21 protein-coding genes are annotated in these 26,365 nt (G+C 43.4%); 20 read left to right on the top strand and 1 reads right to left on the bottom strand.

The annotated features are described in order from the left end of the window. Positions 1-59 precede the first annotated feature (59 nt). From HXT38_RS05125 to HXT38_RS05030, 20 genes are all read left to right on the top strand, one after another. Positions 60-923 (top strand): aldo/keto reductase, encoded by an 864-nt coding sequence (locus HXT38_RS05125; RefSeq protein ID WP_004105605.1) that lies wholly within the window; start codon positions 60-62, stop codon positions 921-923. Between the two features lie 14 nt (positions 924-937). Beyond that, positions 938-1,903 carry a polyphenol oxidase family protein gene (locus HXT38_RS05120; protein ID WP_004105603.1) on the top strand — a complete coding sequence of 322 codons (966 nt, stop codon included), beginning with the start codon at positions 938-940 and terminating at the stop codon, positions 1,901-1,903. Between the two features lie 176 nt (positions 1,904-2,079). After that, entirely contained in the window at positions 2,080-3,513 is a 1,434-nt protein-coding gene (locus HXT38_RS05115; RefSeq protein ID WP_004574116.1) for a hypothetical protein, read from the top strand. Between the two features lie 111 nt (positions 3,514-3,624). Then, complete coding sequence (locus tag HXT38_RS05110) at positions 3,625-4,959, top strand: C1 family peptidase (protein ID WP_004105599.1); 1,335 nt, start codon at positions 3,625-3,627, stop codon at positions 4,957-4,959. 264 nt (positions 4,960-5,223) lie between these two features. Beyond that, the gene (locus tag HXT38_RS05105; RefSeq protein WP_421791756.1) at positions 5,224-6,405 is read left to right on the top strand and encodes a 3-deoxy-7-phosphoheptulonate synthase; all 1,182 of its coding nucleotides are present in this window, start codon (positions 5,224-5,226) and stop codon (positions 6,403-6,405) included. A gap of 113 nt (positions 6,406-6,518) precedes the next feature. Then, positions 6,519-7,016, top strand: a complete 498-nt coding sequence (locus tag HXT38_RS05100; protein ID WP_004105595.1) for a hypothetical protein — start codon at positions 6,519-6,521, stop codon at positions 7,014-7,016. Next, a complete protein-coding gene (gene mtnN, locus HXT38_RS05095; RefSeq protein WP_004105593.1) occupies positions 7,009-7,719 on the top strand; it encodes a 5'-methylthioadenosine/S-adenosylhomocysteine nucleosidase in 711 nt (236 codons plus the stop codon). The genes HXT38_RS05100 and mtnN overlap by 8 nt, the downstream gene beginning before the upstream one ends. 206 nt (positions 7,720-7,925) lie before the next feature. Continuing rightward, positions 7,926-9,152, top strand: a complete 1,227-nt coding sequence (pstS, locus tag HXT38_RS05090) for a phosphate ABC transporter substrate-binding protein PstS (RefSeq protein WP_112928872.1) — start codon at positions 7,926-7,928, stop codon at positions 9,150-9,152. Positions 9,153-9,258: 106 nt separating this feature from the next. Beyond that, positions 9,259-10,206 carry a phosphate ABC transporter permease subunit PstC gene (pstC, locus tag HXT38_RS05085; RefSeq protein ID WP_032835357.1) on the top strand — a complete coding sequence of 316 codons (948 nt, stop codon included), beginning with the start codon at positions 9,259-9,261 and terminating at the stop codon, positions 10,204-10,206. Beyond that, a complete protein-coding gene (gene pstA / locus HXT38_RS05080; RefSeq protein WP_004574111.1) occupies positions 10,207-11,259 on the top strand; it encodes a phosphate ABC transporter permease PstA in 1,053 nt (350 codons plus the stop codon). It abuts the gene before it with no gap. 77 nt (positions 11,260-11,336) lie between these two features. Further along, complete coding sequence (gene pstB, locus HXT38_RS05075) at positions 11,337-12,116, top strand: phosphate ABC transporter ATP-binding protein PstB (protein ID WP_004105584.1); 780 nt, start codon at positions 11,337-11,339, stop codon at positions 12,114-12,116. Between the two features lie 253 nt (positions 12,117-12,369). Beyond that, positions 12,370-13,773, top strand: coding sequence for an NCS2 family permease (locus HXT38_RS05070; RefSeq protein ID WP_004105579.1), 1,404 nt, complete (start codon positions 12,370-12,372; stop codon positions 13,771-13,773). A gap of 390 nt (positions 13,774-14,163) precedes the next feature. Continuing rightward, the gene (gene rplJ / locus HXT38_RS05065; protein ID WP_004105577.1) at positions 14,164-14,685 is read left to right on the top strand and encodes a 50S ribosomal protein L10; all 522 of its coding nucleotides are present in this window, start codon (positions 14,164-14,166) and stop codon (positions 14,683-14,685) included. A gap of 97 nt (positions 14,686-14,782) precedes the next feature. After that, positions 14,783-15,163: a 50S ribosomal protein L7/L12 gene (rplL, locus tag HXT38_RS05060; RefSeq protein WP_004105575.1), complete on the top strand. Its 381-nt coding sequence runs from the start codon at positions 14,783-14,785 to the stop codon at positions 15,161-15,163. Positions 15,164-15,803: 640 nt separating this feature from the next. Next, positions 15,804-16,571, top strand: coding sequence for a hypothetical protein (locus tag HXT38_RS05055; RefSeq protein WP_004574110.1), 768 nt, complete (start codon positions 15,804-15,806; stop codon positions 16,569-16,571). Positions 16,572-17,046: 475 nt separating this feature from the next. After that, positions 17,047-17,937, top strand: a complete 891-nt coding sequence (locus HXT38_RS05050; protein ID WP_234025939.1) for an Abi family protein — start codon at positions 17,047-17,049, stop codon at positions 17,935-17,937. A 529-nt stretch (positions 17,938-18,466) separates the two neighbouring features. Continuing rightward, positions 18,467-19,675, top strand: a complete 1,209-nt coding sequence (locus tag HXT38_RS05045; protein ID WP_116442588.1) for a hypothetical protein — start codon at positions 18,467-18,469, stop codon at positions 19,673-19,675. 439 nt (positions 19,676-20,114) lie between these two features. Continuing rightward, positions 20,115-21,455, top strand: a complete 1,341-nt coding sequence (locus tag HXT38_RS05040) for an FHA domain-containing protein (protein WP_004574107.1) — start codon at positions 20,115-20,117, stop codon at positions 21,453-21,455. Between the two features lie 17 nt (positions 21,456-21,472). Beyond that, the gene (locus HXT38_RS05035; protein WP_004574106.1) at positions 21,473-25,231 is read left to right on the top strand and encodes a hypothetical protein; all 3,759 of its coding nucleotides are present in this window, start codon (positions 21,473-21,475) and stop codon (positions 25,229-25,231) included. Further along, positions 25,228-25,431: a hypothetical protein gene (locus tag HXT38_RS05030; protein ID WP_004105564.1), complete on the top strand. Its 204-nt coding sequence runs from the start codon at positions 25,228-25,230 to the stop codon at positions 25,429-25,431. The genes HXT38_RS05035 and HXT38_RS05030 overlap by 4 nt, the downstream gene beginning before the upstream one ends. 121 nt (positions 25,432-25,552) lie before the next feature. Here HXT38_RS05030 and HXT38_RS05025 read toward each other — a convergent pair whose 3' ends face one another. Further along, positions 25,553-26,332 (bottom strand): SAF domain-containing protein, encoded by a 780-nt coding sequence (locus HXT38_RS05025; RefSeq protein WP_004105562.1) that lies wholly within the window; start codon positions 26,330-26,332, stop codon positions 25,553-25,555. Between the last annotated feature and the right edge of the window lie 33 nt (positions 26,333-26,365).

Genomic DNA, 26,365 nt, shown 5'->3' with positions numbered 1-26,365 from the left:
GCGTAATGCAATAATAAATACTTACGGAAAATATAAAACTTACAAAATAGGGGTGAAATATGGTCATGCATCGCGCATTAGGTTCGTTTGATACAACCGCTATTGGTTTTGGCGAAATGCCATTGACAATAGAAAATAATCTTGGTCACGATATGGGAATTAAGACAATTCACGCAGCTCTTGATGCAGGTTGTACGCATATTGACACAGCTTGGGCATATTACTGCTCTGGCAGCGAGGAACAAACTGGTGAAAAGCTTGTTCGTGAGGCTTTAGAAAGCTGGAAAGGCGACAAATCTTCTATTTTAGTTGCAACAAAAGTCGGTCACTTCCGTAACTTTACTGACGGACGACCAACGTGGGGTAAGGATGGTAAGCCAGAGCATTTGATTCGTCACGCTAAAGAGTCTGCAATGGCTTTAGGCGTTGACACTATTGACTTGCTTTACTTCCACAGGCCAGATCCGGAAGTTCCATACAATGAGTCTATTGAAGCAATGCAACAGTTGCTTGACGAAGGTGTGGCTCGAGAAATCGGTATTTCTAACGCTTCTGTAGAGCAAATCGATATTGCACGCAATATTTTAGGAGAAAAGCTAGTAGCAGTGCAAAATCAATATTCTCCAGTTCATTTAGAGAATGAAGATACGTTGCAATATTGTGAAAAGCTTGGAATTGCTTTTGTTTGCTGGAGTCCTCTTGGTGGATTCCGTCATCCTTATGACGAGCATCTTTTCGATCCATTCCGCAAAGTTGCAGAAAATCATGGCGTAAGCTATCAGCAAGTAGTTTTGGCTTGGGAACTAGCTAAAGGCGATCACATATTCGTAATTCCTGGAGCTCACAGACCAGCTACAATTTTAGATAGTTTGAAAGCTTCCGATTTGCAATTAAGCAATGAAGAATTGGCTTATTTAGGCTGAAAGAAAACAATAAAATGCAAGAAACAAGCGTAACTGGTATGCCGTTGCCTCACGAAGATGAGGACGGTACGCCAATTCCTGTGACTATTCCGGTGGCTTTAGGAACTCACACTCATGCAGTTTTTACTACTAGATTGGGTGGAATTTCTGAAGGCTCATTTGCTTCACTTAATTTAGGCGGACGCGCAGGAGATAGTGAGGAGGCTGTAGCAAGCAATCGCGCAGCTTTACAAAAAGCTTTGCAAGCTGACTTGTCGCTTGTTGCTCAAGTTCATAGCAGAGAAGTATTTGACGCAGATAGTGTAGTAGATTCATGGAATACTTCTTACGGCTTTGATGCAACAGGTTTTGCGGATTCGCAATTGAGAATTGAAGCAGATGCGCAAGTTTCAACTGCGTGCTCGCTTGCATTAGGAATGTTTGCTGCAGATTGTTTGCCAGTTTTACTTGCGGACGACGAAGCTGGAGTAATCGCTGCAGCGCATTGTGGGCGAAAAGGATTGATGGCTGGAGTGCTTGATGCTGTTATCGAAGCAATGTGCGAAAAGGGAGCTGAGCGTTCTCGTATAACAGCAGTGCTCGGTCCATGTATTTGTGGAGATTGCTACGAAGTTGGTGAGAGTATTGCGCGCGATTTTGAAAAACGTTACCCGCAAACTGTAACAAAAACTCGTTTCGGTGGAATCGGTATTGATATTGCTGAAGCTGCTCGCATTGATTTAGCACTCGCAGGAGTTGCGAATATTGTTGACGCTTTGCCGCGAGTTACAGCTGCAACGCAATATTTATCTGAAGATGAGGAATTGCGTACGATTTGCGAAGTAGATGGGGAAGGTGAATCTTTGCCAGAACGTTTGCAAAATTTGCAAAACCCAATGTGCACTTTGGAAAATCCACTCTGGTATTCTCATCGACGTGCTAGTTTAGCTGGAAAATCGCATGAAGGTAGACTTCTTGCTTTAGTAATTCGCGACAAATAAGCGCATATGCTATATAAACAGTACTGTATTTGAGCTAGGTAGTAAGTGCAGTTGTGTGAGCTTAGCAAAAACGTGCGCAACACACGAGTGTTTTTTGCTTGTAAGTGATAGCGTTGATTCTGATGGTGTAGCACAGCGTTTTGTGCAGCTGTGTGGGGGCTTGTGAAAGGAATATTATGGTGGCTGATTTATTCCCAACCGCGTTGCGTGGGTACGATAAAGACAAGGTAAATGAAGCATTTGCAAACTATGAGCGTACTATTTCTCGTCTGCGTGAACAAGTGCGTTCAAGTGATGAATCAATTTTGCAATTACAAGCGCAATTGCAAGAAGAAAAAAATAATGTAAAACGTGCCAAAAGCGGAAATACTTTTGCGTCTTTAGGTGCAAATGCGCAACAATTGCTGGCATCTGCAGAACAAACTAGTTCTCAATTGCTTGAGCGCGCTAAGCAAGATGCTGCATCAATTAAAAAGAATGCACAAGCACAAGCCGGAACTTTGCTGAACAATGCAAAGCTGGATGCTGCACATTTAATGCAAGAAGCACAAACTAAAGCAGACACAATGCTTTCCAATGCCACGCAAAAGTCGACACAACTTATGCAAGCTGCGCAAGAAGATTCTGCACGTTTGCGCGATACTACTGCTAAAGATGTGCAAGCTCAAAAAGACGCTGCAGAATTAGCTTTACAAAACGCTCAAGAAGAACATACAAAGCGTATGGCTTCAGAGCGCGCGCAACAAGAAAGCAGTATTTCGCAACTTAAGTCGGAAGCTGCTCAAAAAATTGCTGAGCAGCGTGCGGCTGCAAACGAAGAGATTGCGCGTGCTAAGGCTGAAACAAACGATCAGATTGAATCTGCTCTCGCTGAAGCAAATAAAAAGCTTGCTGATATGCGCGAACACGCTTCGAAGATGATGGCTGACGCACAGCGCAAAGCTGGCGAAATTACGGATGCTGCTGCCGCTAAAGCTCAAGAAATTGCAGATGATGCTCAAGTTGAACGTACGCGTACGTTAAGCCAAGTTAGTGCAGAAGTTGAGCAGATTCGCGCAGATATTGCTGCTCAACAGGAGGAAGCTACAAAGAAAGTCAATGCCTTGCTTTCTGGCTTGAAAGAGAAAGAAAGTGCAGCTCAGGAAGAAGCAGATGCTTTGGTTGCTCGCGCAAAAACTGTTCATCAAGAAGCTGACGAATATGCAGCGCAAACGCATCAGGCTGCGGATAGTCAGGCTGCTGATATTGTGCGCAAAGCTATGCAGGAGGCGACTGCTCAGGTTGAAGAGCGTAGAGCTGCAGCACAACAAGAGCTTGATGGCATGACGACTCGATTAACCCAATTGCAGCATCGTGAGGCAACTATTACGCAGCGAGTTACGGAATTGCGCTCGCTGTTTGCGAATGCTTTCTCTGGATTTGATTTTGGAGATGCTCAACAAAACCAACAAGTTGCGCAAGCTTCTGACGATAATGAGGATTCGGCGAATGCTCAATCTTCTGCGGATGCGAAGCAGGCTCAGCGAGATGTTCAAGCTGCGTTGGCTGAATCTGAGGAAGCTAGTGAAGCTAACGAGTCTCAAGAAAACCAAGACACAGATAATCAATAAAGAAAATATTATAAAATTTGTAGATTGGCTTAAGTATCGTACGTTAGAATGTGCTGGTATTTGAATAAATATTTGAAATAAATATTGATAATTAACAGGAAAGGTAGCATTGTGACTGAAATCACTGCTCTAACTGATGAAAAATTACAAGGTTTGCGTGAGGATTTTGACGCAAATCCTTTAAACCGTTTAGCTATGAATGGTGTGACTGCTGCTGGTATTGATAAAGTCGCGCGTAATTATGATCGTGCGCGCTTATTGCAGCGTCGTTTTTCTACCATTGTTGATAACGGAGATGCAACACATCAGGATCGTTCTGGCCGTTGCTGGCTGTTTAGCTCGTTGAACGTGGCTCGTTTCATTGCGAAGAAATCCCTTGGATTGAAGGAATTTGAGTTTTCTCAGAACTACGCAATGTACTATGACAAGCTTGAGCGAATTAACTACTTCTTGAAGGATGTTGCGGCTTTGGTGCGTGCAGGTGAGCCTTCAGATTCTCGTTTGATTCAGCATTTGTTGCATGACGTTATGGGCGATGGCGGTCAGTGGACCATGGCTATGAACGTTTACAAGAAGTATGGTGCTGTTCCTAAGGATTTGTTCCCAGAAACCGCTTCTTCTAAGAATACTGGTGCTATGAATACGCAGTTGCGTGCGCTTTTGCATACTGCTGTTGCTCATATGTATGCGAATGCCACTGAAATTGATGAGATTATTGCGGATGCTACTGCTGCAGGTCACAGGATTTTGACAATTCACTTGGGTGAGCCACCTAAGAGCTTCGATTGGGAGTGGACTGATAGCGACGGCAAGTTCCATCGCGATGGTGAGATTACGCCAGTTGAGTTCTGGAAGAAGTACGTGAATGCTGGTCTTGAGGATTATGTGTGCTTGGTTGACGATCCTCGCGCTGAACATCCTAAGGGCAAGAAGATTGCTATTGAGCACTTGGGTAATGTTGCTGGCGGAGACGCAACCGAGTATTTGAACGTGCCAAACCAGTTTATGAAGGATTGCGTGCGTAAGATTTTGGTTGAGAAGGGCATTCCAGTGTGGTTTGGTGCCGATTGTCATCCTATGATGGATCGCGAGAATGGCGCTTGGGCTACTGATTTGTTCGAGTATGGTCGCGTTTATGGCGTTGATTTTGATTTGGATAAGGAAGCGCGTGTGCGTTTTGCTGATTCTGCGATGAATCACGCTATGGCTTTTGCTGGTGTTGATGTTGCTGATGATGGTACGACTACTCGCCGTTGGCGCGTAGAGAACTCTTGGGGCACTGATATTGCAGATAAGGGTTACTTTACGATGAGTGACGACTGGTTTACTGAGTATGTGTACGAAGTTGCAGTGCCGAAGAATCTGCTTCCGGAAGAATATCGCAAAGCCCTAGAAGAACCAGCAATTGTTTTGCCGGCGTGGGATCCAATGGGCGCTTTGGCTTAGCTTAAGCGCATTGGGCGCTTAAGCTACTCCAAAGCGCCGCGCTCACTATTGCGAAAAGCACAGTGTGCTTTTCGCGTGAGCGCGGCGGTGCTTGCATCTTTATTCAAGATGCAAGCACCGACCACATCAAATGTGGTTGTGCTTTCAACGCAAGCTCGGCGGTGTACGCATCTTTATTTCAAGATGCGTACACCGACCCCACAGTTAGGTTAACTCTTTGCGCAAGCGCGGCGGTGCGCGTTTTGTTTTATAGGATGGTGACAAATGTCTTCTGCAGCTGAGCAGCGTACTTCTCGCGCGGTAAAGAAGGAGGTTGAGGAGGGGCGCAACCCTCTTAACTCTGCGAAGTTCCAGCGCTGGGAGGACCAGGTTGGTGTGGATCGCATTATTAACCGCCGCGTGCTTGAGCTGGAGCCGCTGCCGACTCCTGCTCAGGTGCTTGGCGAGTTGCCATTGTCGTCGTATGCGCAGGATATTGTTGCGCAGTCGCGTGATGAGATTCGTGGCTGTTTGAATGGCGACGACGATCGCCTTCTTGTTATTGTGGGCCCGTGTTCTGTGCATGATCCTAAGGCTGCTCTTGATTATGCGAATCGTTTGGCTAAGTTGCGTTCGGAGCTCGAAGATGAGCTTCTTATTGTTATGCGCGTGTATTTTGAAAAGCCGCGCACAGCTCTTGGCTGGAAAGGTTTGATTAACGACCCGGATATTGATGGAACGCATGATATTCATAAGGGTTTGTTGCTTGCGCGTAAGACTTTGCTCGGCGTGTTGGATGCTGGTTTGGCTGCTGCTACTGAATTTTTGGAGCCGACTAGCCCTCAGTTTATTGCGGATGTTGTGAGTTGGGGCGCGATTGGTGCGCGTAATACGGAGTCTCAGATTCATCGTCAGCTTGCTAGTGGTCTTTCTATGCCGGTTGGTTTTAAGAATGCTACGGATGGTTCCGTTTCTGCGGCTGTAAATGGCTGCTTAGCTGCGAGCCAGCATCATACGTTCTTTGGTATTGATCATCTTGGTCGCGCTTGTGCTGTGCAGACTCTTGGCAACCCTGATTGTCACGTGGTTTTGCGCGGTTCTAGTAAAGGTCCTAATTATGATGCTGCGTCGGTTGCTTCTGCTGTTGCTTCGATTCGTTTGCGCTTGGGCACTGGTTGTATGGCTTCTAACGGCGTGGTTGTGGATTGTTCGCATGGTAATTCTGGCAAGGATGAGCGTCGCCAGATTGAGGTTGTGCGTGAGATTGCAGATCGTTTGGCTGATGGCGAGCAGGGTATTAAGGGCGTTATGATGGAGAGCTTCTTGCAGGGTGGCAATCAAGATCCTGCTCCTCTTAGCGAGCTTGAATACGGCAAGTCTATTACAGATCGTTGCATTTCTTGGGAAGATACTGCCAATTTGCTAAGAATTTTAGCTAAATCTGTAGCAACTCGCCGTAGAGCTTAGAGATTAGAGATTGTAGTAAGATAATCTCAATTAATTTCTACTTGGCTTATATTCCTTACTGTATTTGCCGCCTATTTTTGCATTATATTTTGCGTACAAGGGAGTGTGTTGAAATGTATAACAAAGACTTGAATAAAGCTAATAAAGCGAATAAAGGTTTTATGTGTAAAGCATTACCGGTGGTGCGTTATATATTGTTAGCTTTGATTTACAACGGTGTGCTTTTGTTGGCTCTTGCATGGTATCGTGGCACGCATAGCGCTGGGTATACGCTTGTTACGTTTTCTGCTTTGTGGTTTAGCGTTTTTATGCCGTTTGTAACTGGAATTGCTTTAATTGTTTTTGCTAGCGGATGGCGTCGCATTGTTGGTACTTTAGTTTGTGTGCTTCTTATAGCTGGATTTTTTGCTTTTCTTGCTTTGCAGGATCAAATTATTGCGTTTTTCAATGTTCCTGTTGTGAATCCTTGGTTTGATTTTACGTGCGGAGCATTGCTGAAGATTGCGACTTTGACTTTTGTTATTATGACTTTAGTATGCGTGTTTTTGGTTAAGAATAACGATAAATGCGTAAGTAGCGAAGTAAAAAAGGATGATTCTGCTAATGCCTAGTACTGAGAAAATTACGAAAGTCGCTGTTGTCGGTGCTTTAGAGGAAGAAGTTGCACATATTGCTAGCGCGCTTGAAAACGTGACTCACGATAAGTCTGCAAGTCTTGATGTATCTTGCGGCACTCTTGACTCGGCGAATGGCAGTAAAATCGAAGTTGCAGCTACGGTTGGCGGAATGGGCTTAGTAAATGCTGCTGCAACTGTGCAGTATCTTATTGACACATACAATCCTCAAGCTGTAATTTTTTCTGGAATTGCAGGAAATCTTAATAAAAATTTGCATACGAACGATGTTGTTCTTGGAAAGACTGTAAAATATCTCGATACTGATATGCGTCTAATCGGTCAGTGGAAGCCGTTTGCAAGCGAATTTCATTCGGATGATTACTTGCTTAAAGTAGCTAGCAATGTATTAACTGACATGAAAATCACGCATATTGCTGGAACGATTGCGTCCGGCGGATATTTTGTTGATTCGCAAGAAAAAGTTGCGGAAGTAATTGCAGCTACTAAAGCAGATGCAGTTGAAATGGAAGGTGCTGCTGTCTTGCATGTTGCTGCTCGTAATGACGTTCCTGCGCTTATTGTGCGCGCAATGAGTGATAATGCAGACACTGAATACGAAACTTTCCGCGCTTTCGATATTTCCGAATACGCGGACACTGCTGCAAAAATTACTGTAAATATAATTCGCAATTTGTGACATTTCGACACGCCGATGTAGTCGCCGACCTTCATTTTGCTTAGGTCGCGTCAAATATAACGCCAAATACCGCCGTTTTTGATACCCACTTTATTTTTGCCGGTGAGGTTTTACCCACCTGTTTACGATGGTTGCGTTAATAAAAAAAGATAGGGATTAATTAAGAAAATGCGCCCAATTCGCAATACGGCTATAGGAACGCGAAAATGTGGTGGGGCGCAAGGCAATTCTTCGCGAAAGGAAAGAAGAATATGCGTAACGATATGAATAAGTCAAATATGAATAAATTTAATATGAATAAAAGCGCACTTAAGTTCCGTAGTATTGCTGCTGCGGCGCTCACTTTCGGCTTGTGCGCAACTTGCGCTGCTTGCGGCGACAATAGTCCAGCGGGCAGCAACAACGCAACCGGAGCGCAGAATGCAAAAATTTCCGGCAATTTCCAAGGCTCGGGTGCTTCTTCCCAGCAGGTTGCAATGGAAGCGTGGATTGCAGGATTCCAATCTAAAAATCCGGGTGCAAAAATTGCCTACAATCCAACCGGTTCTGGTGCTGGTGTTACCACTTTTATGACAGGAGCCACGGCTTGGGCTGGTTCAGACAAAGCGTTGAGTAACGACGAAGTTGAAAAGTCTAAGTCGGTTTGTGCTCATGGAACTACGGCTTTCGACGTGCCTGTGTATGTTTCACCAATTGCGATTATTTTCAACCTTAAAGGTGTTTCTGATGCTGGCAAGCATATTAATTTGGACGCTTCGACGATTGCTAAAATTTTCGACGGAAAAATTACGCGCTGGAATGATGACGATATCAAGAAGCAGAATCCTAAACTAAAGCTTCCAGACACCCCGATTACTGTTGTTCACCGCTCCGATAAGTCTGGCACAACGCAGAATTTCTTAAGCTATGTGAAGGATGCGGCTCCAGACGATTGGTCGCACGATCTTAGCGAAAACTGGCCAAATAGCGTCGGTCAAGGCGCAAAGGGAACTTCGGGCGTTGTATCTACTATTCGCATGGCGAATGGTGCGATTGGTTACGCTGATTTTTCACAGGTCGGTAAGCTCGGCACTGTTGCAGTGAAAGTGGGGGATACTTACAATGAGATTTCTCCGGAAGCTGCTTCTAAAACTTTAGCTGATTCTGAAATTGACGCAGACGCTTCTGCAAAATATCCTAATCGCGTTGTTATGAAAATTAATCACAATACGCAATCTAAGGGCGCTTATCCAATTGTGTTAGTTTCTTACGATATTGCTTGCCCGGTTTATAAAGATGCAGGAACTGCTCGATTTGTGAAGTCTTGGCTGAGCTACGTAACTAGCGCGGAAGGGCAGAATGCTGCTTCTGCTGCTGCTGGAACAGCTCCACTCCCACAAAATTTGGTAAGCAAAATTAACGCATCGATTAAGTCTGTTAAAACAAGAAAATAAAAACTTTACAAACTGATATTATGAACGTATCGGTTATAAAGGAGAATGATTGAGTTCTACGAAAAATGCGAAAGCAGTCGCGAATAGTGCAAACGAAACTGCTAAAATTTCTGAGAGCAATAGAAAAAATTATGTTGGCACTCATCTTGCAGACCGTCTTTTTAAAGGCGTGGCTGCAGGCTGCGGCATGCTAATTTTGCTTGTTCTTACGGCAGTTGCAGTATTTCTGCTGTTTTGTGCTTTGCCTTTAATAAGTGGAAATCACGATCAAGTAAGTCATGTGTTTGCTGATTTTACTGGTGGTAAGGCACATGATTTTATAAGCTATGTGTCTCCGCTTATTTTTGGCACAGTGCTTATGTCTGCGCTCGCGCTGCTGTTCGCATTTTTTGTGGCAATTGGTATTGCTCTATTTATTTCTTATTATGCACCTAAAAAAATTGTTCCGCTTTTCAGTGGAGTAATTGATTTGCTTGCGGCAATTCCATCCGTAATCTATGGTTTGTGGGGCGGATTGGTTTTGGTTCCAGCTATGTATCCTTTCTGGGATTGGGTTTCTAAACTTTTTGGCTGGATTCCGTTATTTTCTGGTCCGGCGGCTAATCCTTCTCGTTCTGCTGCTACAGTTGCATTAGTTTTGGCTGTGATGATTTTGCCGATTATTACTTCTATGGCTCGCGATATTTTCCAGCAGGCTCCGCGTTTGCAGCAAGAAGGTGCGCTTGCGCTTGGCGCTACAAAGTGGGAGATGATTAGATTAGCGGTTCTGCCGTTTGCAAAGTCTGGTATTGTGTCGGCTTCTATGCTTGGGCTGGGTCGTGCTTTAGGCGAAACGATGGCAGTTTTGATGATTTTGTCTCCTGGATTTACTTTTGGTATCAATATTTTCAAGGCTTCTCAAAATCAAACTATCGCAGCAAATATTGCAGCGCAGTATCCGGAAGCAAACGGACTTGGCGTAAGTGCGCTTATTGCAACCGGCTTAGTTTTGTTTGTTATTTCTTTTGCAGTCAACTTTATTGCTCGCAAAATCACAGGAAAGGCGGGCGCATAAATGGGGAATCAAATTAATAATATTGAAGTGCTTAGCGAGAATACTTTTGCCGAAAAGTCTGTCGAAAGTTCTGTTGAGAATTCCGCAGAAAATTCCGCAGCTCCGGTTATTGACTTCAACAAATTCCGCCCAACTCGCTCACACATAGCTGCGCGCAAACGTAAAGACATGCTTATGCGCGTGCTGATTTTCTTATCTTTTGTTGTGGCACTTATTCCGCTTATTTCTTTGCTTTTAACAACCATTATTAATGGTATTAAGCGCTTGAATTTTGATTTTCTCACTCATAACATGACTTACGTTGTGGGCGGAAATGCTACTGGAACTGGCGGTTATGGCGGAATTTTGCACGCGATTATTGGAACTCTTGAAATAACGCTAGGAGCTATGGTTATTTCAATTCCGATTGGTTTAATGTGTGCTGTTTATTTGGTTGAGTATTCTCGCGGAAACAAAATTTCGCGCATAATTAATCTGCTTGTTGACGTTATGAGTGGTATTCCGTCTATTGTTGCTGGCTTGTTTGCGTTTTCAATGTTTGCTTTTCTTGCTGGCCCAGGTACAATCAATGGTTTTGAAGGATCTGTGGCTCTTTCTCTTCTTATGATTCCAACAGTTGTGAAGTCTTCTCAAGAAATGCTAAAAATTGTGCCTAACGATTTGCGCGAGGCATCTCTTGCTTTGGGAGTTACTCAGCAGCGCACAATTACAAAAATCGTTTTGCGCACTGCTCTTCCGGGAATTGTGTCTGGCTGTATTCTTGCGGTTGCGCGTGTTATTGGTGAAACTGCGCCACTTCTTATGGCTTCAGGCTTTATTGCTTCAACGAATCTCAATTTATTTGACGGGCAAATGACGACTTTGCCGGTGTACGTTTACCAAGAATATTCCAAACTTTCTGCGAATTGCCCAGCTAATGCGCCGACTTCTTGCATAACGTCAATTCCGATGGAGCGCTCGTGGGCTGCAGCTTTAACGCTTATTGTGTTGGTGTTGTTGCTAAATATTTTGGGGCGAATTGTAGCTCGAGTGTTTTCTGTAAAAGCGAGATAAAGCGAAATAAAGTAAAGCAAAGCGAAGCGAAATAAAGCAAAGCAAAACGAATTAAATTTTTAGAAAGTGAGCATAAAATGGGTCAGCGAATTGATGTGAAGCATCTGAATATTTATTATGGCGATTTTCTTGCTGTAGAAGATGTGAATATTAATATTGAGCCAAATAAAGTGACGGCTTTTATCGGACCTTCCGGATGTGGAAAATCAACAGTTTTGCGCACCTTAGACCGCATGCACGAAATCACTCCGGGCGCGCGAGTAGAAGGACAGGTGCTTCTTGAAGGCCGCGATTTATATGGCAAAGATGTGGATCCTGTGGCTGTCCGCCGCGATGTTGGCATGGTTTTCCAGCGCCCAAATCCTTTCCCAACAATGTCTATTCGCGAAAACGTGCTTGCTGGAGTTCGTTTGAATAATCGTAAAATTGCTAAGAGTGATGCTGACGATTTAGTTGAGTGGGCTTTGCGAGGCGCGAACTTGTGGAATGAAGTTAAGGATCGCTTAGATAAGCCGGGTATTGGTCTTTCTGGCGGTCAGCAGCAGCGACTTTGCATTGCTAGGGCTGTGGCTGTGCATCCGCAAGTTTTACTTATGGATGAGCCTTGCTCAGCTCTTGACCCTATTTCTACGTTGGCTGTAGAAGATTTGATTAATGAGCTTAAAAACGATTACACGATTGTGATCGTGACGCATAATATGCAACAGGCTGCGCGTGTTGCAGACTACACTGCATTCTTTAATTTGAAAGCTGTCGGGAAACCAGGTCATCTGGAATACTTTGCAGACACAACTACTATGTTCAACAATCCGCGCAACGCTGAAGCTGAGCGTTATATTTCCGGTCGTTTTGGCTGATTTGTTATATATTTTTTTGATTTCGGTGTATTTCCTTGGTCAGCACGTGCGCGTAAGGTCAGAGCTGTTCGGTTGTTCAAAGGTTTCGCAATTTTCATAATTTTATGTGAGATTTTGTGATGCCTTCGTTCATTCGACGAGTCGCAGTAACCTCTGCGTGAATGCCCAAATGTAATTGCGTACGCGATTGCTCAAGTGCTTTCGCCGCGCTTTTCTGGTCTTTTGCGCTTGTAAACCAAGGAACAGAGAGTTTATGGAAAAGTTCTTCCATCTCAAAGAAAACGGCACGAATGTATCAACGGAGATCACTGCAGGTCTCACTACATTCTTCGCAATGTCGTACATTATCATCGTAAATCCAAATGTATTAAAAGAAACTGGTATGCCATGGGGTGGCGTGTTCTTAGCAACAATTATTGCTGCTATTATTGGCACGCTTGTTATGGGCTTATTTGCTAACGTGCCTTATGCTCAGGCTGCTGGTATGGGCTTAAATGCATTCTTTACGTTCACAGTCGTAAAAGGCTTAGGCTTTAGTTGGCAGCATGCAATGTGCATGGTGTTCTTATGCGGTTTAATTAACATTATTATTACCGTTACTAAAATTCGTAAAATGATTATTCGTGCCATCCCGACTTCGTTACAACACGCAATCGGCGGTGGCATTGGTTTATTTGTGGCTTATGTTGGCATGGTGAACGTTGATTTGATTAAGTTCACTCCAAAGGATGACAAAGCTGCAAAAGTTGCGTCTCATTTTGGTGCAGCTCCTGCAATTCCAGGTCTTGCTGTTTTAAAGAACCCAGTATTGTGGTTGTTCCTCATTGGATTGCTTTTGGCAATCGTGCTTACTGTGTTGAATGTTCGTGGATCTTTGCTTATTTCCATTGTTGTTACTGCATTAATCGGTATTCCAATGGGACTTACAACCATGAGCAATTCTGTTTCAGTTTCAGAAGCTTTTAATAATTTGCCAACTACTTTCTGCGCAATATTTAGCGACAAAGGCTTCTCAACGCTGTTTGCAGACCCTTCGCGTGTTCCGCTTGTTTTGATAACGATTTTTGCATTCTCAATGTCTGATACTTTCGACACCTTGGGTACCTTCATTGGCACTGGTCGTCGTACAGGTATCTTCTCTGAGGCTGACGAAAAAGCTCTTGAAAACGGCTCCGGTTTTAGTTCCAAGATGGATCGCGCTTTGTTCGCTGATTCCATCGCAACTTCTGTTGGTGCAATTTTCGGTACTTCTAATACCACTACTTATGTAGAGTCTGCTGCAGGTATTGGTGCTGGTGGTCGTACCGGTTTGACTTCCGTAGTTGTGTCTATTTGCTTCGCGCTTTCTATAGTGCTTGCTCCTGTAGTTTCCGCTGTTCCTGCTGCTGCAACTGCCGGTGTGCTTGTGGTTGTTGGTTGCATGATGGCAAGCTCTTTGAAGGAAATTGCTTGGGATGATATTTCTGAGGCAATTCCTGCATTCTTCGCTGCAGTGTTCATGGCATTCTCTTACAACATTTCTTATGGTATCGCCGCCGGCTTTATTATGTACTGCTTGGTAATGACTTGCAAGAAGCGTGCTAAAGAAGTTCATCCAATGCTTTGGATTGTTTCTTTGCTGTTCTTACTTGATTTTGTTGCTAATGCTGTGCTGTAAATGTGCATTTAATGTAAGGGTGCATTTTACAAGTAGTGAACTTGTGAAACAAAAAATATAAAAGTAAAAATTAAAAAATTAGAGGGTATGTAAATTGTATGCCCTCTTTTTTATTTCTATAATATTTCTCTTGACATTGTCCTAACAGCGTATTAAAATTACCCAACGTAAACCACAGACCGTTGGTGGGATCGCGAGATTCCTGAAATTGATGTGTCATGCCAGCACAGGTTGAGCGAGGATTTATAGCGGATCTCGTTATGAGTCGAAAATTTAGCACGCTTTAGTGCTTCTTATGTTGCTCTGCCAGTGCGCAGGGCTTTTTTATTGCCCTGTTTAATTAAGCTTGATGCGTTTCTTTCACCTACGGCCAATTTAGGAAGGAACGCCATGAAGAGGCCCGAAAAGGAAGCGGTAGTTGCCGAGCTTACGGAACTTTTCCGTAATGCAGACGCTATCTACCTCACCGAGTACCGCGGGCTTACCGTTCCGCAGATTTCTACTCTGCGCGAAAAGCTAGGCCGCGATACTTCCTACTCTGTGGCTAAGAACACGCTTGCTCGTATTGCTGCTAAGGAAGCGGGCATTGAAGGTCTCGACGAGCTTCTCGCCGGCCCAACTGCAGTCACCTTCGTTAAGGGTGATTTCATTGAGGCTGCTAAGACCTTGCGTGATTTTGCCAAAGAGAATAAAGCCCTCGTCATTAAGGGCGGTTTCGCAGATGGAACCGTTTACGATGCCGAAGGTGCAAAGCAGCTCGCCGACTTGAAGTCGCGCCCACAGTTGCTTTCCGAAATGGCCGGCGCGCTCAAGGGCACCATGTCCAAGGCCGCTTGCCTGTTCAACGCATTGCCAACCAAGGCAGTTCGTACAATCGACGCTTTGCGCGAGAAGCAGGAAAAGGCCGCTTGATTCCCTTGCAGCTTGCTGCATGAGACCAACCAAATATAAAAATGTTATGGTCGTAAGGCATAAGGTATGCCCGGCCAAGTAAGAAAGGAAGCCAATTATGGCTAAGCTCACTAACGAAGAGCTTCTTGAAGCTTTCGGTGAAATGACCCTCGTTGAGCTCTCTGAGTTCGTCAAGGCATTCGAAGATAAGTTTGATGTCGAAGCTGCTGCTCCTGTAGCCGCTGTTGCTGCTGCTCCAGCTGCTGCTGGTGCTGCTGAGGAAGAGAAGGACGAGTTTGACGTCGTTCTCACCGCTGCTGGCGATAAGAAGATTGCAGTCATCAAGGCTGTGCGTGCTTTGACCAGCCTCGGCTTGGCTGAAGCTAAGGCTCTCGTGGACGGCGCTCCAAAGGCTGTTCTCGAGAAGGCTAAGAAGGAAGATGCTGAGAAGGCTAAGGCTGCCCTCGAAGAGGCCGGCGCTTCCGTTGAACTTAAGTAGTTCTAACTTTTTGTTGCTTTGCGCGTAACGCAGTTTTATGCGTGTGTGCATAGTGAAAATTAGGCGGTAGGATTATTCCTGCCGCCTTTTTTGTTGCGTCCCAACCTTTTCTTTACTCGTGCGTAAAGTTTTTGCCGCTATTTCGCACGCAAACGACCTTTTATTTACAACGCTGTAAAGTTTTTGCCGGATTAAGGCGCGTAAACGACTTTTCCTTTACTCGCGCGTAAAGTTTTTGCCGCGCGCGTCATGTAAAAGTGGGTTGTTGGCGTGTCGCGAGGGAATGGCGGTTTTGCAACGGTTTTGCGGCTGGTTGGGGGAGTATTCAAGAGTTTCCTGAGAGTTTTCTGAGAAAAATCTTTAAAAACCTTGAAATTGACATTTTTACGAAAAATAACGCATAATACTGTATTTTTTACTTTTAAAAATAATTTGACTGAAATATTTTCATAAAAATATGAATGTTTTTTATTAATGAGTTGTGTGTTGGCTCTTGACTTTTTCGAACGGGGGGGGGGGTATGTTAATAGCAAACGCCGGTCGGTCCTAGTTTGACGGGCGTGTGTGGCTCCGTTTGGAGTTGCACAGCAAATTTTTCTTCGTGTACCTAGCACGAAGGAGAAGAAGAAAGGAAATTATTATGTTGAATAAGAAGGCTATCGCCGCATTTGCTGCTGGCGCCACCCTCCTCTCCGGTTTCGCTTTTGCTGCCCCAGCAATGGCTGATAGTGCGAATTTACCTCAAACAGCTATTGAGAATGCTAAGAAGCAGGAAAAGGCTGATGCAGCTGAGTTGGCTAAAAAAGTTGAAGAGAACAAAGCTAAGGAAAATAAGGCAGTTTTAGATAATCTCGATAAGTCCAAGGCTTTTGACAACTTCCTTAACGGTTCCGAAAAGGGAGACATTGTAAATGGTTCTTTGGGCACCTTGAATGGTCGTGGTGCTGCAGAGGTTTCAGCAGCTAGGTCCAAGGCTAATGAAGCTACTGCTGCTTTGAATGCTTTGAAGGCTAAGTGGGCTGATATGTTGGCTCAGGCTGATTATCTTGACGCTGAAGGTGAACATGAAGCTGCTGCTGCTTTGCGTAAGGCTTACTACACTAATGTTCCATTCTTAGATAGTATTTCTGCTGCTACTAAGAATGAGAAGGAAGCCAAGGATGAGCTTGCTAAAGCTGAGAAGGCTTACAAGGAAAGTAAGGAACGCTTTGCTAAGTTCTTGAACAATCTTGGTGGCAAGAAGGCTGATGTTAAGAAGTCTGATAAGAAGTCTGATAAGAAGTCTGCTGCTAAGACCCCAGTTGCTGCTGCTCCATTGGCTAAGACCGGTGCTGCTGTAGCTTTGGCTGCTGTTGCTGCTTCCGTGCTTGCTGGCATGGGTGCTGCTCTTCGCAAGATTCGTCACTAAGCTGTTAGCACATTAAGTGTGTTGATTGTTTAATGATTTGTGAGCGTGCTGTATGTAAGTATGGTGCGCTCACTTGTTAAATCTTTCACTCAACGTGCCGTAAATACTGTTCAGTGTTTTGCGGCGAGTTGCTTGTAGGCTGTTTCATAATTTTACTGTTTTGCCAGATCTCTTTCTTGACAGTGGGATTGTGGTATGGTTTGTGAGTGGGACTGTTGAGTGTAAGGCTGGTTTATTTTTAGGGAGATAGGCCAGTTTATTAAGGGCTTGGGTTTAGTGCTTTTATTTGGTACTTATTCTCCGAGCCCTTTTCTTTGTATTTACGTACTTATTTACTTACTTGCTTACCTACCTATCTACTTAGGCACTTACTCTTTTTGCTTTTCCTATTCTTTCTTATACTTGAATCATTAAAGGAAAATAAATAGTTTTCTTAGTTATTTAGATTATTTTGCTTATGGATAGGTGGTGTTTCATGTTACAGACAGAGCAACTTATAGATAAGCTAAAAGGTAAGGGTGTTACTTTTCAAAAATGTACAATTAAGGATGCTATTTCATTTTTGAATGAGCATAATTATTATGTTAAGGTCACTGCCTATAAAACCAATTTTCATAAGCATAATGGTAAATATGTGGGTCTTGATTTTATGGCTCTAAAAGATTTATCTACTATTGATATGTATTTACGACGTTGGATTATTAGTGCAAGTCTTAGCGTGGAACATTCTTTAAAAGTTAATATATTAAAAAATATACAAGAAAAAAATATTGATGAATTCAGTATAGTAAGTGAATATATCGCAAAGTATCCACGCATTATAACAGAGCTTAATAACAGACGTTCTACTGCGTATGTAAAGACTATATTGGGTAAATATACTCACCCCAAGTATCCTATATATGTTTTTCTGGAAGTGATTCCATTTGGAGAATTTGTTAATTTTTATAAGTATTACTGTTCAAAGTATGAATATAATGAATTTAATTGTACATTGTTGGATAGCATAAGGAATATACGAAATGCTGCCGCTCATAGCAATTGTGTTATTCATGATTTAACAAATAAAGATGGTTTTTACAATAGTTATTTAGCTTCTAGACTTGTTAAATTATTGCCTGATGTAAGAAAAAGGACTATTCAAAACCGATTAAAAAATAACTGTGTGCAAGATTTTATTTCGCTGCTTATTGCGGTGGATGATGTTATAAAAAGTGAGGATTTGAAGAATCATTGTTTACAGGAAATCAAAGAATTGTTTGACGGTAGGATGATTAGTAATAGGGACTTGTATAAGTCATCTACATCAGTGCAACAGATGTATACTTTTTGTAAAGAGATTGTATATAATGTACAGCCATCATAGTAATTTATTAGATACGATTTGAAAACGAAAGTTTTGCGGGCGATGCATTTATGCGTCGCCCGATTTTTTTATTTGCTGGGTTATAGGCCAAGAAGCGGTATTGTTTTTGTATGAACGTAGAGGAACTGCCGCGCGCGTCATGTAAAAGTGGGTTGTTGGCGTGTCGCACAAGAGTGGCTATATTGCAACGGTTTTGCGGCTGGTTGGGGGAGTATTCAAGAGTTTCCTGAGAGTTTTCTGAGAAAAATCTTTAAAAACCTTGAAATTGACATTTTTACGAAAAATAACGCATAATACTGTATTTTTTATTCTTGAAAATAGTTTGACTGAAATATTTTTATAAAAATATGAATGTTTTTTGTTAATGAGTTGTGTGTTGGCTCTTGACTTTTTCGAACGGGGGGGGGTATGTTAATAGCAAACGCCGGTCAGTCCTAGTTTGACGGGCGTGTGTGGCTCCGGTTGGAGTTACACAGCAAATTTTTCTTCGTGTACCTAGCACGAAGGAGAAGAAGAAAGGAAAAATATTATGTTGAATAAGAAGGCTATCGCCGCATTCGCTGCTGGCGCCACCCTCCTCTCCGGTTTCGCTTTTGCTGCACCAGCAATGGCTGATGTTAACGTTCCAGATTGCCCAGCGAATAAGGCAGATTGGAATCTTAAGAGCAAGAATGAGTCTATCGCTGCTTTAGCTAAGAAGGCTTGGGATGATGCAAAGGCTGAAGTTCCAGCTGTTCCACAAGAGCCACAAGAGCCATCTAAGGCTGAAGTTAAGGCTTTGTATGTGGCTGATGGCAATGATGGCAAGCTTAAGATGGTGACTCCTCTTCCTAATGGCACCAAGCCAGAAGATGCTGCAGCTGCTCAGGCATATGTAAATCAGAAGAACAAGTATGTTGGAGACAAGGCAACCTACGATGCTAAGCTCGCTGCTGCTAATGATGCTCATGCCCAGTATCTCAAGGCTTTGGACAACGTTAATAACTGCTCTAACCCAGATCCAACTGAGGATCAGATTAAGAGGGCTCTTATTAACAAGGTTCGTCTTGCTAAGATGAACTTGGACAATAAGGATGATGAACTTGCTGTTGCTAAGAATAAGTTCAATGATGCTTATAAGGCTTTGGTTGCTGCTCTTGCTGAGTTCAATGCACGCGTGAATGCCTTCAATGATGCTCAGGAAAAGCTCAATGCATTCTTGACTTCTGGTACGAATGATTCTGCTACCGAGACTCGTTTGCGTGATGCTGTGGACCGCGCTAAGGCTCATCTTGTCCGTGCAATGAATGCTCTTGACAAGGCTACTGCCGACTATAATGCTGCTTTGGCTGCTGCCAAGGCTGCTGTAAAGGCTTATAATGAGGCTTTGGCTCTTTACAAGGCTGTTTACAATGAGGCTGTTGCTGCCGGTGTGAACCCATCTTTGTTGCCACCAGTTGTGACTTCTGATCCTTTGGCTCCAACATTCCCAGCTGTTCCTGGTTTGAAGCATGCTTATGCTTCTGCTATGAGCGGTAAGTTTGGTAAGGAAGTTCAGGCTGCTGCTAAGCAGGGTCAGAAGGGTAAGGATACCAAGGCTTCTGCTCAGCAGAACAACAATGCTAACGGTGCTGCCGCTGGTGCTAATGGTGCCGCTGCTGCTGGTTTAGCTAAGACTGGTGCTGCTGTAGCTATGGCTGCTGTTGCTGCTTCTGTGCTTGCTGGCATGGGTGCTGCTCTTCGCAAGATCCGTCACTAAGCTGAAATCTGATTCAGTGATGAATCATTTGGGCTTTAGCTTATTGGTTGATCGTTGAGTCGGTTTTACTGTGAATTACTTAGTCTAGTGTGCTAAAAGGTGCGCTAGACTAAGTGCTTTTATAAAAATTTTGTGCTTGGCACGCTGTGTAGATCTTTTAGTTTTATACAGCAATTACTTGGTTTGCGTTTGCTTGTTGATATGGTTTGCCAAATTTCCTTTTTTACTATTGATTCAGGCTTCGTTAGCCGATTAATGCTGAGCGCTTTGCGTTGTTGCTTTCCGCTAGGGACGGTTGGTAATATCGCAAGTTTCGAGGCTCGGGAGTTTCTTCCGAGCCTTTTGTTATTTTTATGCTTAAAATCAACAAATACTAGCGCAATATACACAAAGCATGACACAATAGTAAGTAGTATGTTTTTTGAAGGGAGCAGATCACGTGAGTGAGCGACAAACCGTGCAGCGCTGGATGATTACAGTTGGTGGTGTCGAGCAGGCACGTGTGGGTGCAGGTCAGTCTGTAGAGATTGGTCGAAAGCCTATACGCCCGTTGCGTGAAGATGGTTTCGCGCGCGTCGACATAGTAGATAACAAACGTTCTATGTCAAAGAGGCATGCGCTGCTAATTGTAGACATGCGAGGCGTGGCAACAATACGAGATTTGCATTCGACCAACGGTACGTATTTAGTCAGCGAAAATGGTGATTTGCTGCGTCTAGAGCCTGATGTTGATTTTCAACTTCCAGATAACTTAATGCGCATGCAATTCGGTGATGTTCCTGTTGATTTTGTGCGTGTAGAAGAAGAATCTGCTGAAGTTGAAAAAGATAACGCAGTGCGTAATCTGTTCTCTTATGCTACAGATGAATCGCATGATGAGCCTGCAGCTTCAGATTTATCGGTAGACCAAATTCTTGATTTGCGCGCTGGTGAGCCAACAGGTGTTTTCCATGCTCAATCAGTTTCGCATCCTGGGTTGTCTTGGAAACAAGGCATGCAAAATCAAACTCAGCTCAATGATGATTCGCAAACAGATGTTGCTCCAATCAATCATGATGTAACTTTGCCTGTTATGCGAGAGCAGCAGGAGGCTCCTGTAGAGCCGCGTAATTTATTTGCAGATGCGCAAGCAATTCAGCAAGAAAGTGCGACTAAAGAAGAACCTTCTCAACAAGATTCTGTGGTTTCTGCAGTTGATTCGGTTTCTGCAGTTGATCAAGCTGATTCGGTTGCTCAGGTTTCTTCGGTTACGCCAGTTAATTCGGAAACAAATGTATTGCAAAACGAAAGTTCTCAAGAATTTCCAGTATCTCCATTAAATTCAACTGAAACTTTTGCTGAAAATATTGTCAATACTTCAGCTTTTAATAGTGCAAATACAGGTTCTAATAATCTCGATATTAACAGTTTTGGCTCTACAAATCTCGGTACTACAAGTCTCGACTCTAATAATCTCGATATTAACAATTCTGATGCGGAGTACACACCTGCATTTGAGCCAGGCTCCGTATTTGAAAAAGTATCAAAAGGCGAATTTGACTCTCAAGAAAATGTAGTGGAAGCCGGCGGATTCACGTCAAAAGAAGCTGAAGAAAGTAGTGATTTTTCAAAGCAATTTGAGATGGCGCAATATTCGCAGTTGCTTCCGTTCTTGGCTGCAAACACTGGGTTATACGATGACTTATACGCGTGGCTCGCAGCTCAAGGTAATTCTGAAGTAGATGCTGCACTAGCTAGAAACAGCGGTTATAGTGCATATCGCAAAGCTATTGAACAGTAAGCAAGTAGGGTGGGAATATGAGTGATACAAACAACGTGGAGCAGGATTCGTCAGAGCAAGTTTTTACTGATGCAGTAGTTGAAAATACTACGTCAGAGGATGGTTCTTTAGAAAAATCTGGCTCTAATAATACGAACAGCGCTCGTACTAACGCTTTACAACATATAGTTGAGTGGAAGCAGCAATATCAGGCTCAGCTATCTCCTTCTCCACTAGAAGATATAACGCAACTTGCTGCTCAATTAGAGTTGACGCATGCTCATCCTTCCGGAATTGCGCAACTTTTTGCAAGCGGAAAAGTAACATTAAAATCTTTATTCCGGGACGCTGGAATGTTGCGAGCTGCTGGGCGAAGGCTAGATCGAGTTTTTGAAGATAGAGACGCAAAAGCGCACGAAAGTGGTGTTTCCGAGCTTTCTTTAATAGTCGGTGTTGCATCGTGGAATGGCAACCATGTGCCTGTTCTTACGTATCCTGTGAAAGTTGTTCGTGACACTAATCAAGATGAAACCTCCGCCACTATTTATTTCTCTGGAAGTGTTGGGCTGAACAATTCGCTTGTGTCGCGTTTAAGTGAGCGTGGTGTTCAACTTAGGGAAGATGTTTTATTCGACGGATCTCAATATGAAAGTGGAACGCCAGAAACTTCTGTAGTGTTTGATGCTATTTGTAAGCAAGCTCGCTCAGCTTTTCCAGATTTTGATATTGAGCGCGATATTATACTTGGCTGCTTCACAGATGCTGGTTCGCGTTTCGTAGCAGAAAGTGAACAAATTATTAACGCTTTGCAATCTGGCAATGTTGGGAATGCAATGATTGACGCTATGGCTGGCGATGATCGAGCTATTCATAAGCTTCAGTCTGCAAATAAGCCAGAATATAGTCCTTTCGACGCAGATCCTCATAGCGAATGCGAAGTTGGTGAAGTAGATAACGTTGTGCGTTATGCAGCGGAGCTTGTTGCTTCTGGAAACTCTCTGTTCGTGGATATTGATTCGGGATCGGATTCAGCTGCGATTGCTGCTGCGATTGCTTCTCGTTCTGTGATTGCAGGACGTTCTGTGTTGTATGTGCCTAATGTTGTTGAACAGCAGAGGCGTTTCCGTTACACGTTGAATACGCATGAAATTTCCTCATTAGCATTAGACGTTGCGGATGGTCATATTGCTAAGCATGTCGATGCGCAGTTGATTGCAGCAGTTGGCGCTAGACATAGTATTGCGACTTCACGATTTGAGCAGGTTGCAGATGAGTTGGTTGGAGTGCGTTCTCGCCTTACTCGTTATTTAGGTGATCTTCATGGTATCAACGAAACTTGGGGAGTATCTGCATATCAAACAATCCAGAATCTTGCAGCAATTGCAATGTTCCCAACCCATCCGTCTACGCATGTGCGTTTAGATGTTGCCGCAGCGCACGCTATGACCGGTCATATTGAGGAGTGGTCGAAGAAATTCCACCAAGCCGATGAACTTGGAGAGTTTAGGATAAATCCTGAAGATACTCCTTGGTTTGGCGCGTCGATATTTGACGAAAATGAAGCTATATCTGTATATCAGCGTGTTGTAGACGTGCTTCTTAAGCTTCTTCCAGCAACTCGAGAACAAGTTAAAAGCACTGTGCAAAGCTGTGGTTTCCCTGTGCCAACAACAGCTCGTGAGTGGAGTCGTCAAGTTACAGTTCTCAAAAATTTGCGACGTGTACTTGACGTATTCCAGCCTGAAATTTTTGAGCGCGATTTAGATGCAATGATTGAAGCGAGTAAGCCGAAAGCTCAGCGTAAAGCCGAAGGCACAATTATGGGCTTCTGGGAACGTAGACATCATGTTCGAGAAGCGCGCAGCTTGCTAAGAGTTGGAGCTAAAGTCGATGATTTGCATGAGGCATTAAAGATTGTTGCGCAGCAAGCAGCTCAGTGGCGTACTTTCGTGCCTCACGGCGGATGGCCTGTTTTGCCGCCAAAATTGGATGATATTGTAAATACTCAAGAATTATTAGCAAGGCATTTAGTTGCTCTTGATGCAGTGTTAGCAACAACTCTTAAGGGCGCAGATCTTGAAAATATTGAATTTGCGCAGCTCGAAGCTCGTTTGCAAGATTTACATGACGACAGAGCATCTCTAGATACTCTCCCTGGTCGTTGCAATTTGGAACGCGAGTTCAGCAAAGCGGGCTTATCTGATTTAGTCAGCGATTTGCGTCGTCGCAACGTTACAGGTAATGCAATTGACGGTGAGTTGCAATTAGCTTGGTGGACTACTGTTTTTGAAGATATCGTTAATTCTTCTGCAATTATTTCTCACCAAGATGGCTCAGCAATGCAAGATGCTTCTGATCGATTCGTGCAAGTTGATACAGAACATGTGCGTTCAATCGGTCCAATGGTTCAGCAAGAAGCTATGAGGCATTTGTGTGATTTATTGTTCTCGCATACGCAAGAAGCTAATCAGTTACATACTATGCTTGCCGGAAACCGTTCTGGAATTACTTTTAATAAATTATTGCGCAATTATGCGGAACTTGTTTTGGCTGCGAAACCAATACTTGTAGCTATGCCATCTACTCTTACTATGATGACTCCATTGAGACCTATTGCAGATACTGTAATAATTGATTCGGCATCTCATATATCAAATATTGAGTTGCTATCTATTTTGTCTCGTGCTCATCAAGTAGTAGTTTTAGCACATAAGCAAACAATAAGTTCTGAAAGCTTGCGTTCGCTTATTTCATTACTCCCATCTGTAACAGTAGTTTCTAGAGCAACAAGGCGCTCGCTTCGTTTAGCGCGATTCTTGGAAGAACATGGTTACGGAAAGTTGCGTCACGACGTTCCTGTTGAGCGTTTGCAAGGCAAAGTTCGTTTGCATCAAATTGAAGCAACTGGAGTTCCAGTAATGTCTTCTGGGCTTATTGAAAGCAGCCAGCGTGAAATTGATGAAGTAGTTGAGCTTATTCGTCAGCGCGCAAATACGTTTACGGTTGTTCCTTCAAGCTATGTGCTTGTCGTAGTTACGTTGACAAACGTGTTCCGTAGTCGTTTGGGAGCGGAGTTGAAGTCTTTGTCTATTAAAGACGAAAACATGGCTAGATTCTTGCGACATGTGAGACTTTTGGGCGTTAATGAAGCTTCTGGAGCAATAGCAACAGATGTAATTATGTCGCTTTGCTATGCAAAAACATCTCATGGCAGACTTCTTCAGCAGTTTGGATTGCTTGAAGAAGAAGGTGGAAGCAGTATGCTTCTTGACGCTTTGGCTCTAGCTCGTCGTCATCTAGATATTGTTAGTGCGTTTACATCTAAAGATATGGAAGATGAGCGTTTGCACCAAGATGGTCCAAAGCTTTTGAAGAGTCTTTTGCAATGGGCTGAGAAGTTAAGTGATAAGCCGCTTCGTCCAGAAGATGCTAACGATGTTGAAGCGCAAATTGCTGCAGAAGCTGCGCAAAGGAATGTGCTATTTACTGATTTAGCTGAGCGTATTCGCTCGCGTGGATTAAAAGTTGCAGTCAACTATGGCTTCGATAATGGCGTTAGAATTCCTCTAGTAGTTGGACTTGCGGATAAGCCATTTGCTGTTGCTGTTCTTACGGATGATGCGCAATTTATGAGCGTGCAATCAACTCGTGAACGTCATCGCATGATTATTCAGGATTTGGAATCTTTGGGCTGGTCAGTTATGACAGTGTGGAGCGTTGGAGCTTTTGTCAATCCTGAAAAAGAGGTTGATCGTGTTGTTTCTCGTCTCGGGGAATTGTATGGTGACAACGAATGAGTAAATACGATCCCAATAGAAGATCTCCCCGCAGGTCGGTTAGGGTTGTTCGTGAAGGCTCAGAGCTTTTTGATGCAGATGGCGTTAAACTCGAGCCTTCTGACGAGCTTACTTTGCAACAGCGCAATCAAGACGACGATAATCGCATTTTAAGCGAATTGCCGCCTCACTGGGCTGTATTTTCCGAGCGTATGAGTTGAGCTTGAAATACGCGAGAAGTAGCAGAATGATTTATTCTTGTTGCTGACTGGCTATTATCGCTAATTGCTAGTAATTACCGCTGATTTCTACTAATCGTGTACGTATTCCATGACGGCAATCTCATTGTGACAATTTCATGGCAATAATTGCCAAAGAGGGGTTTGCAGACTGAGCTTGTAATAATCGCAACGCATCTGCAGCAGGCATAGCAAGAGTGGTAGTATTCTGCTGATTTTGTGAAGCTTGAGTGCTTTGAGTTATTTGCATTACCATAACATTATGAACTACGCTAACATAGCGTTCGTCAATTTCTGCAATATTGTTTTCTTCAATATCGTGGTTTTTGTTTTTATCGTTATTTGTCACAGTGTTGCTTTTGGATTTTTCGCTGTTGTGGATTTCTGCATTTTGAGAGTTAGAAATTTCTTCATCTTGCACAGGCTTGCTAAAAGCTAAATCGATTTTTTCGCCAGGAAGCAGTGTGTGATCTGCACTAGCTAAATGAATGGTAATAGAAGTGAATCCTTTTGGAATGCGCGGAATTTTACTTAATAGTGTTTGCAAAATTGGCATGCCTTTACGTATTTCACATGTTGCAACAATAGAAGCATTCGCGCTTATATTATTGGATAGCGCTTGATTAAATACTTTATGCTTAGGCACTCGAACGTATGCAATATCGTTTACGCTAACGCGTGAACCTTGCTGAATATTGTGTTTAGCTACTGCTATGACTTGAGTCTCTTGTGAATCAATAATAGTTGACACAACGAGTAAAGCCATCATTCCAGCACATAGCACAATAATGATTTTCCGCACGAAAGCGCGTTGCCTTCGCTGCAATAACGCACTATTTTTTGCGTTATTTTGAGATTTAAATAAAGAAAAATTTATGCTCATACTTGCATTTTGAAATATAAAAAATGCAAGAGC

This window comes from Gardnerella sp. DNF01157 (assembly GCF_049244225.1).
GTDB classification, from domain to species: Bacteria; Actinomycetota; Actinomycetes; order Actinomycetales; family Bifidobacteriaceae; genus Bifidobacterium; species Bifidobacterium leopoldii.
This window is presented reverse-complemented; position numbering and strand designations above follow the sequence as displayed.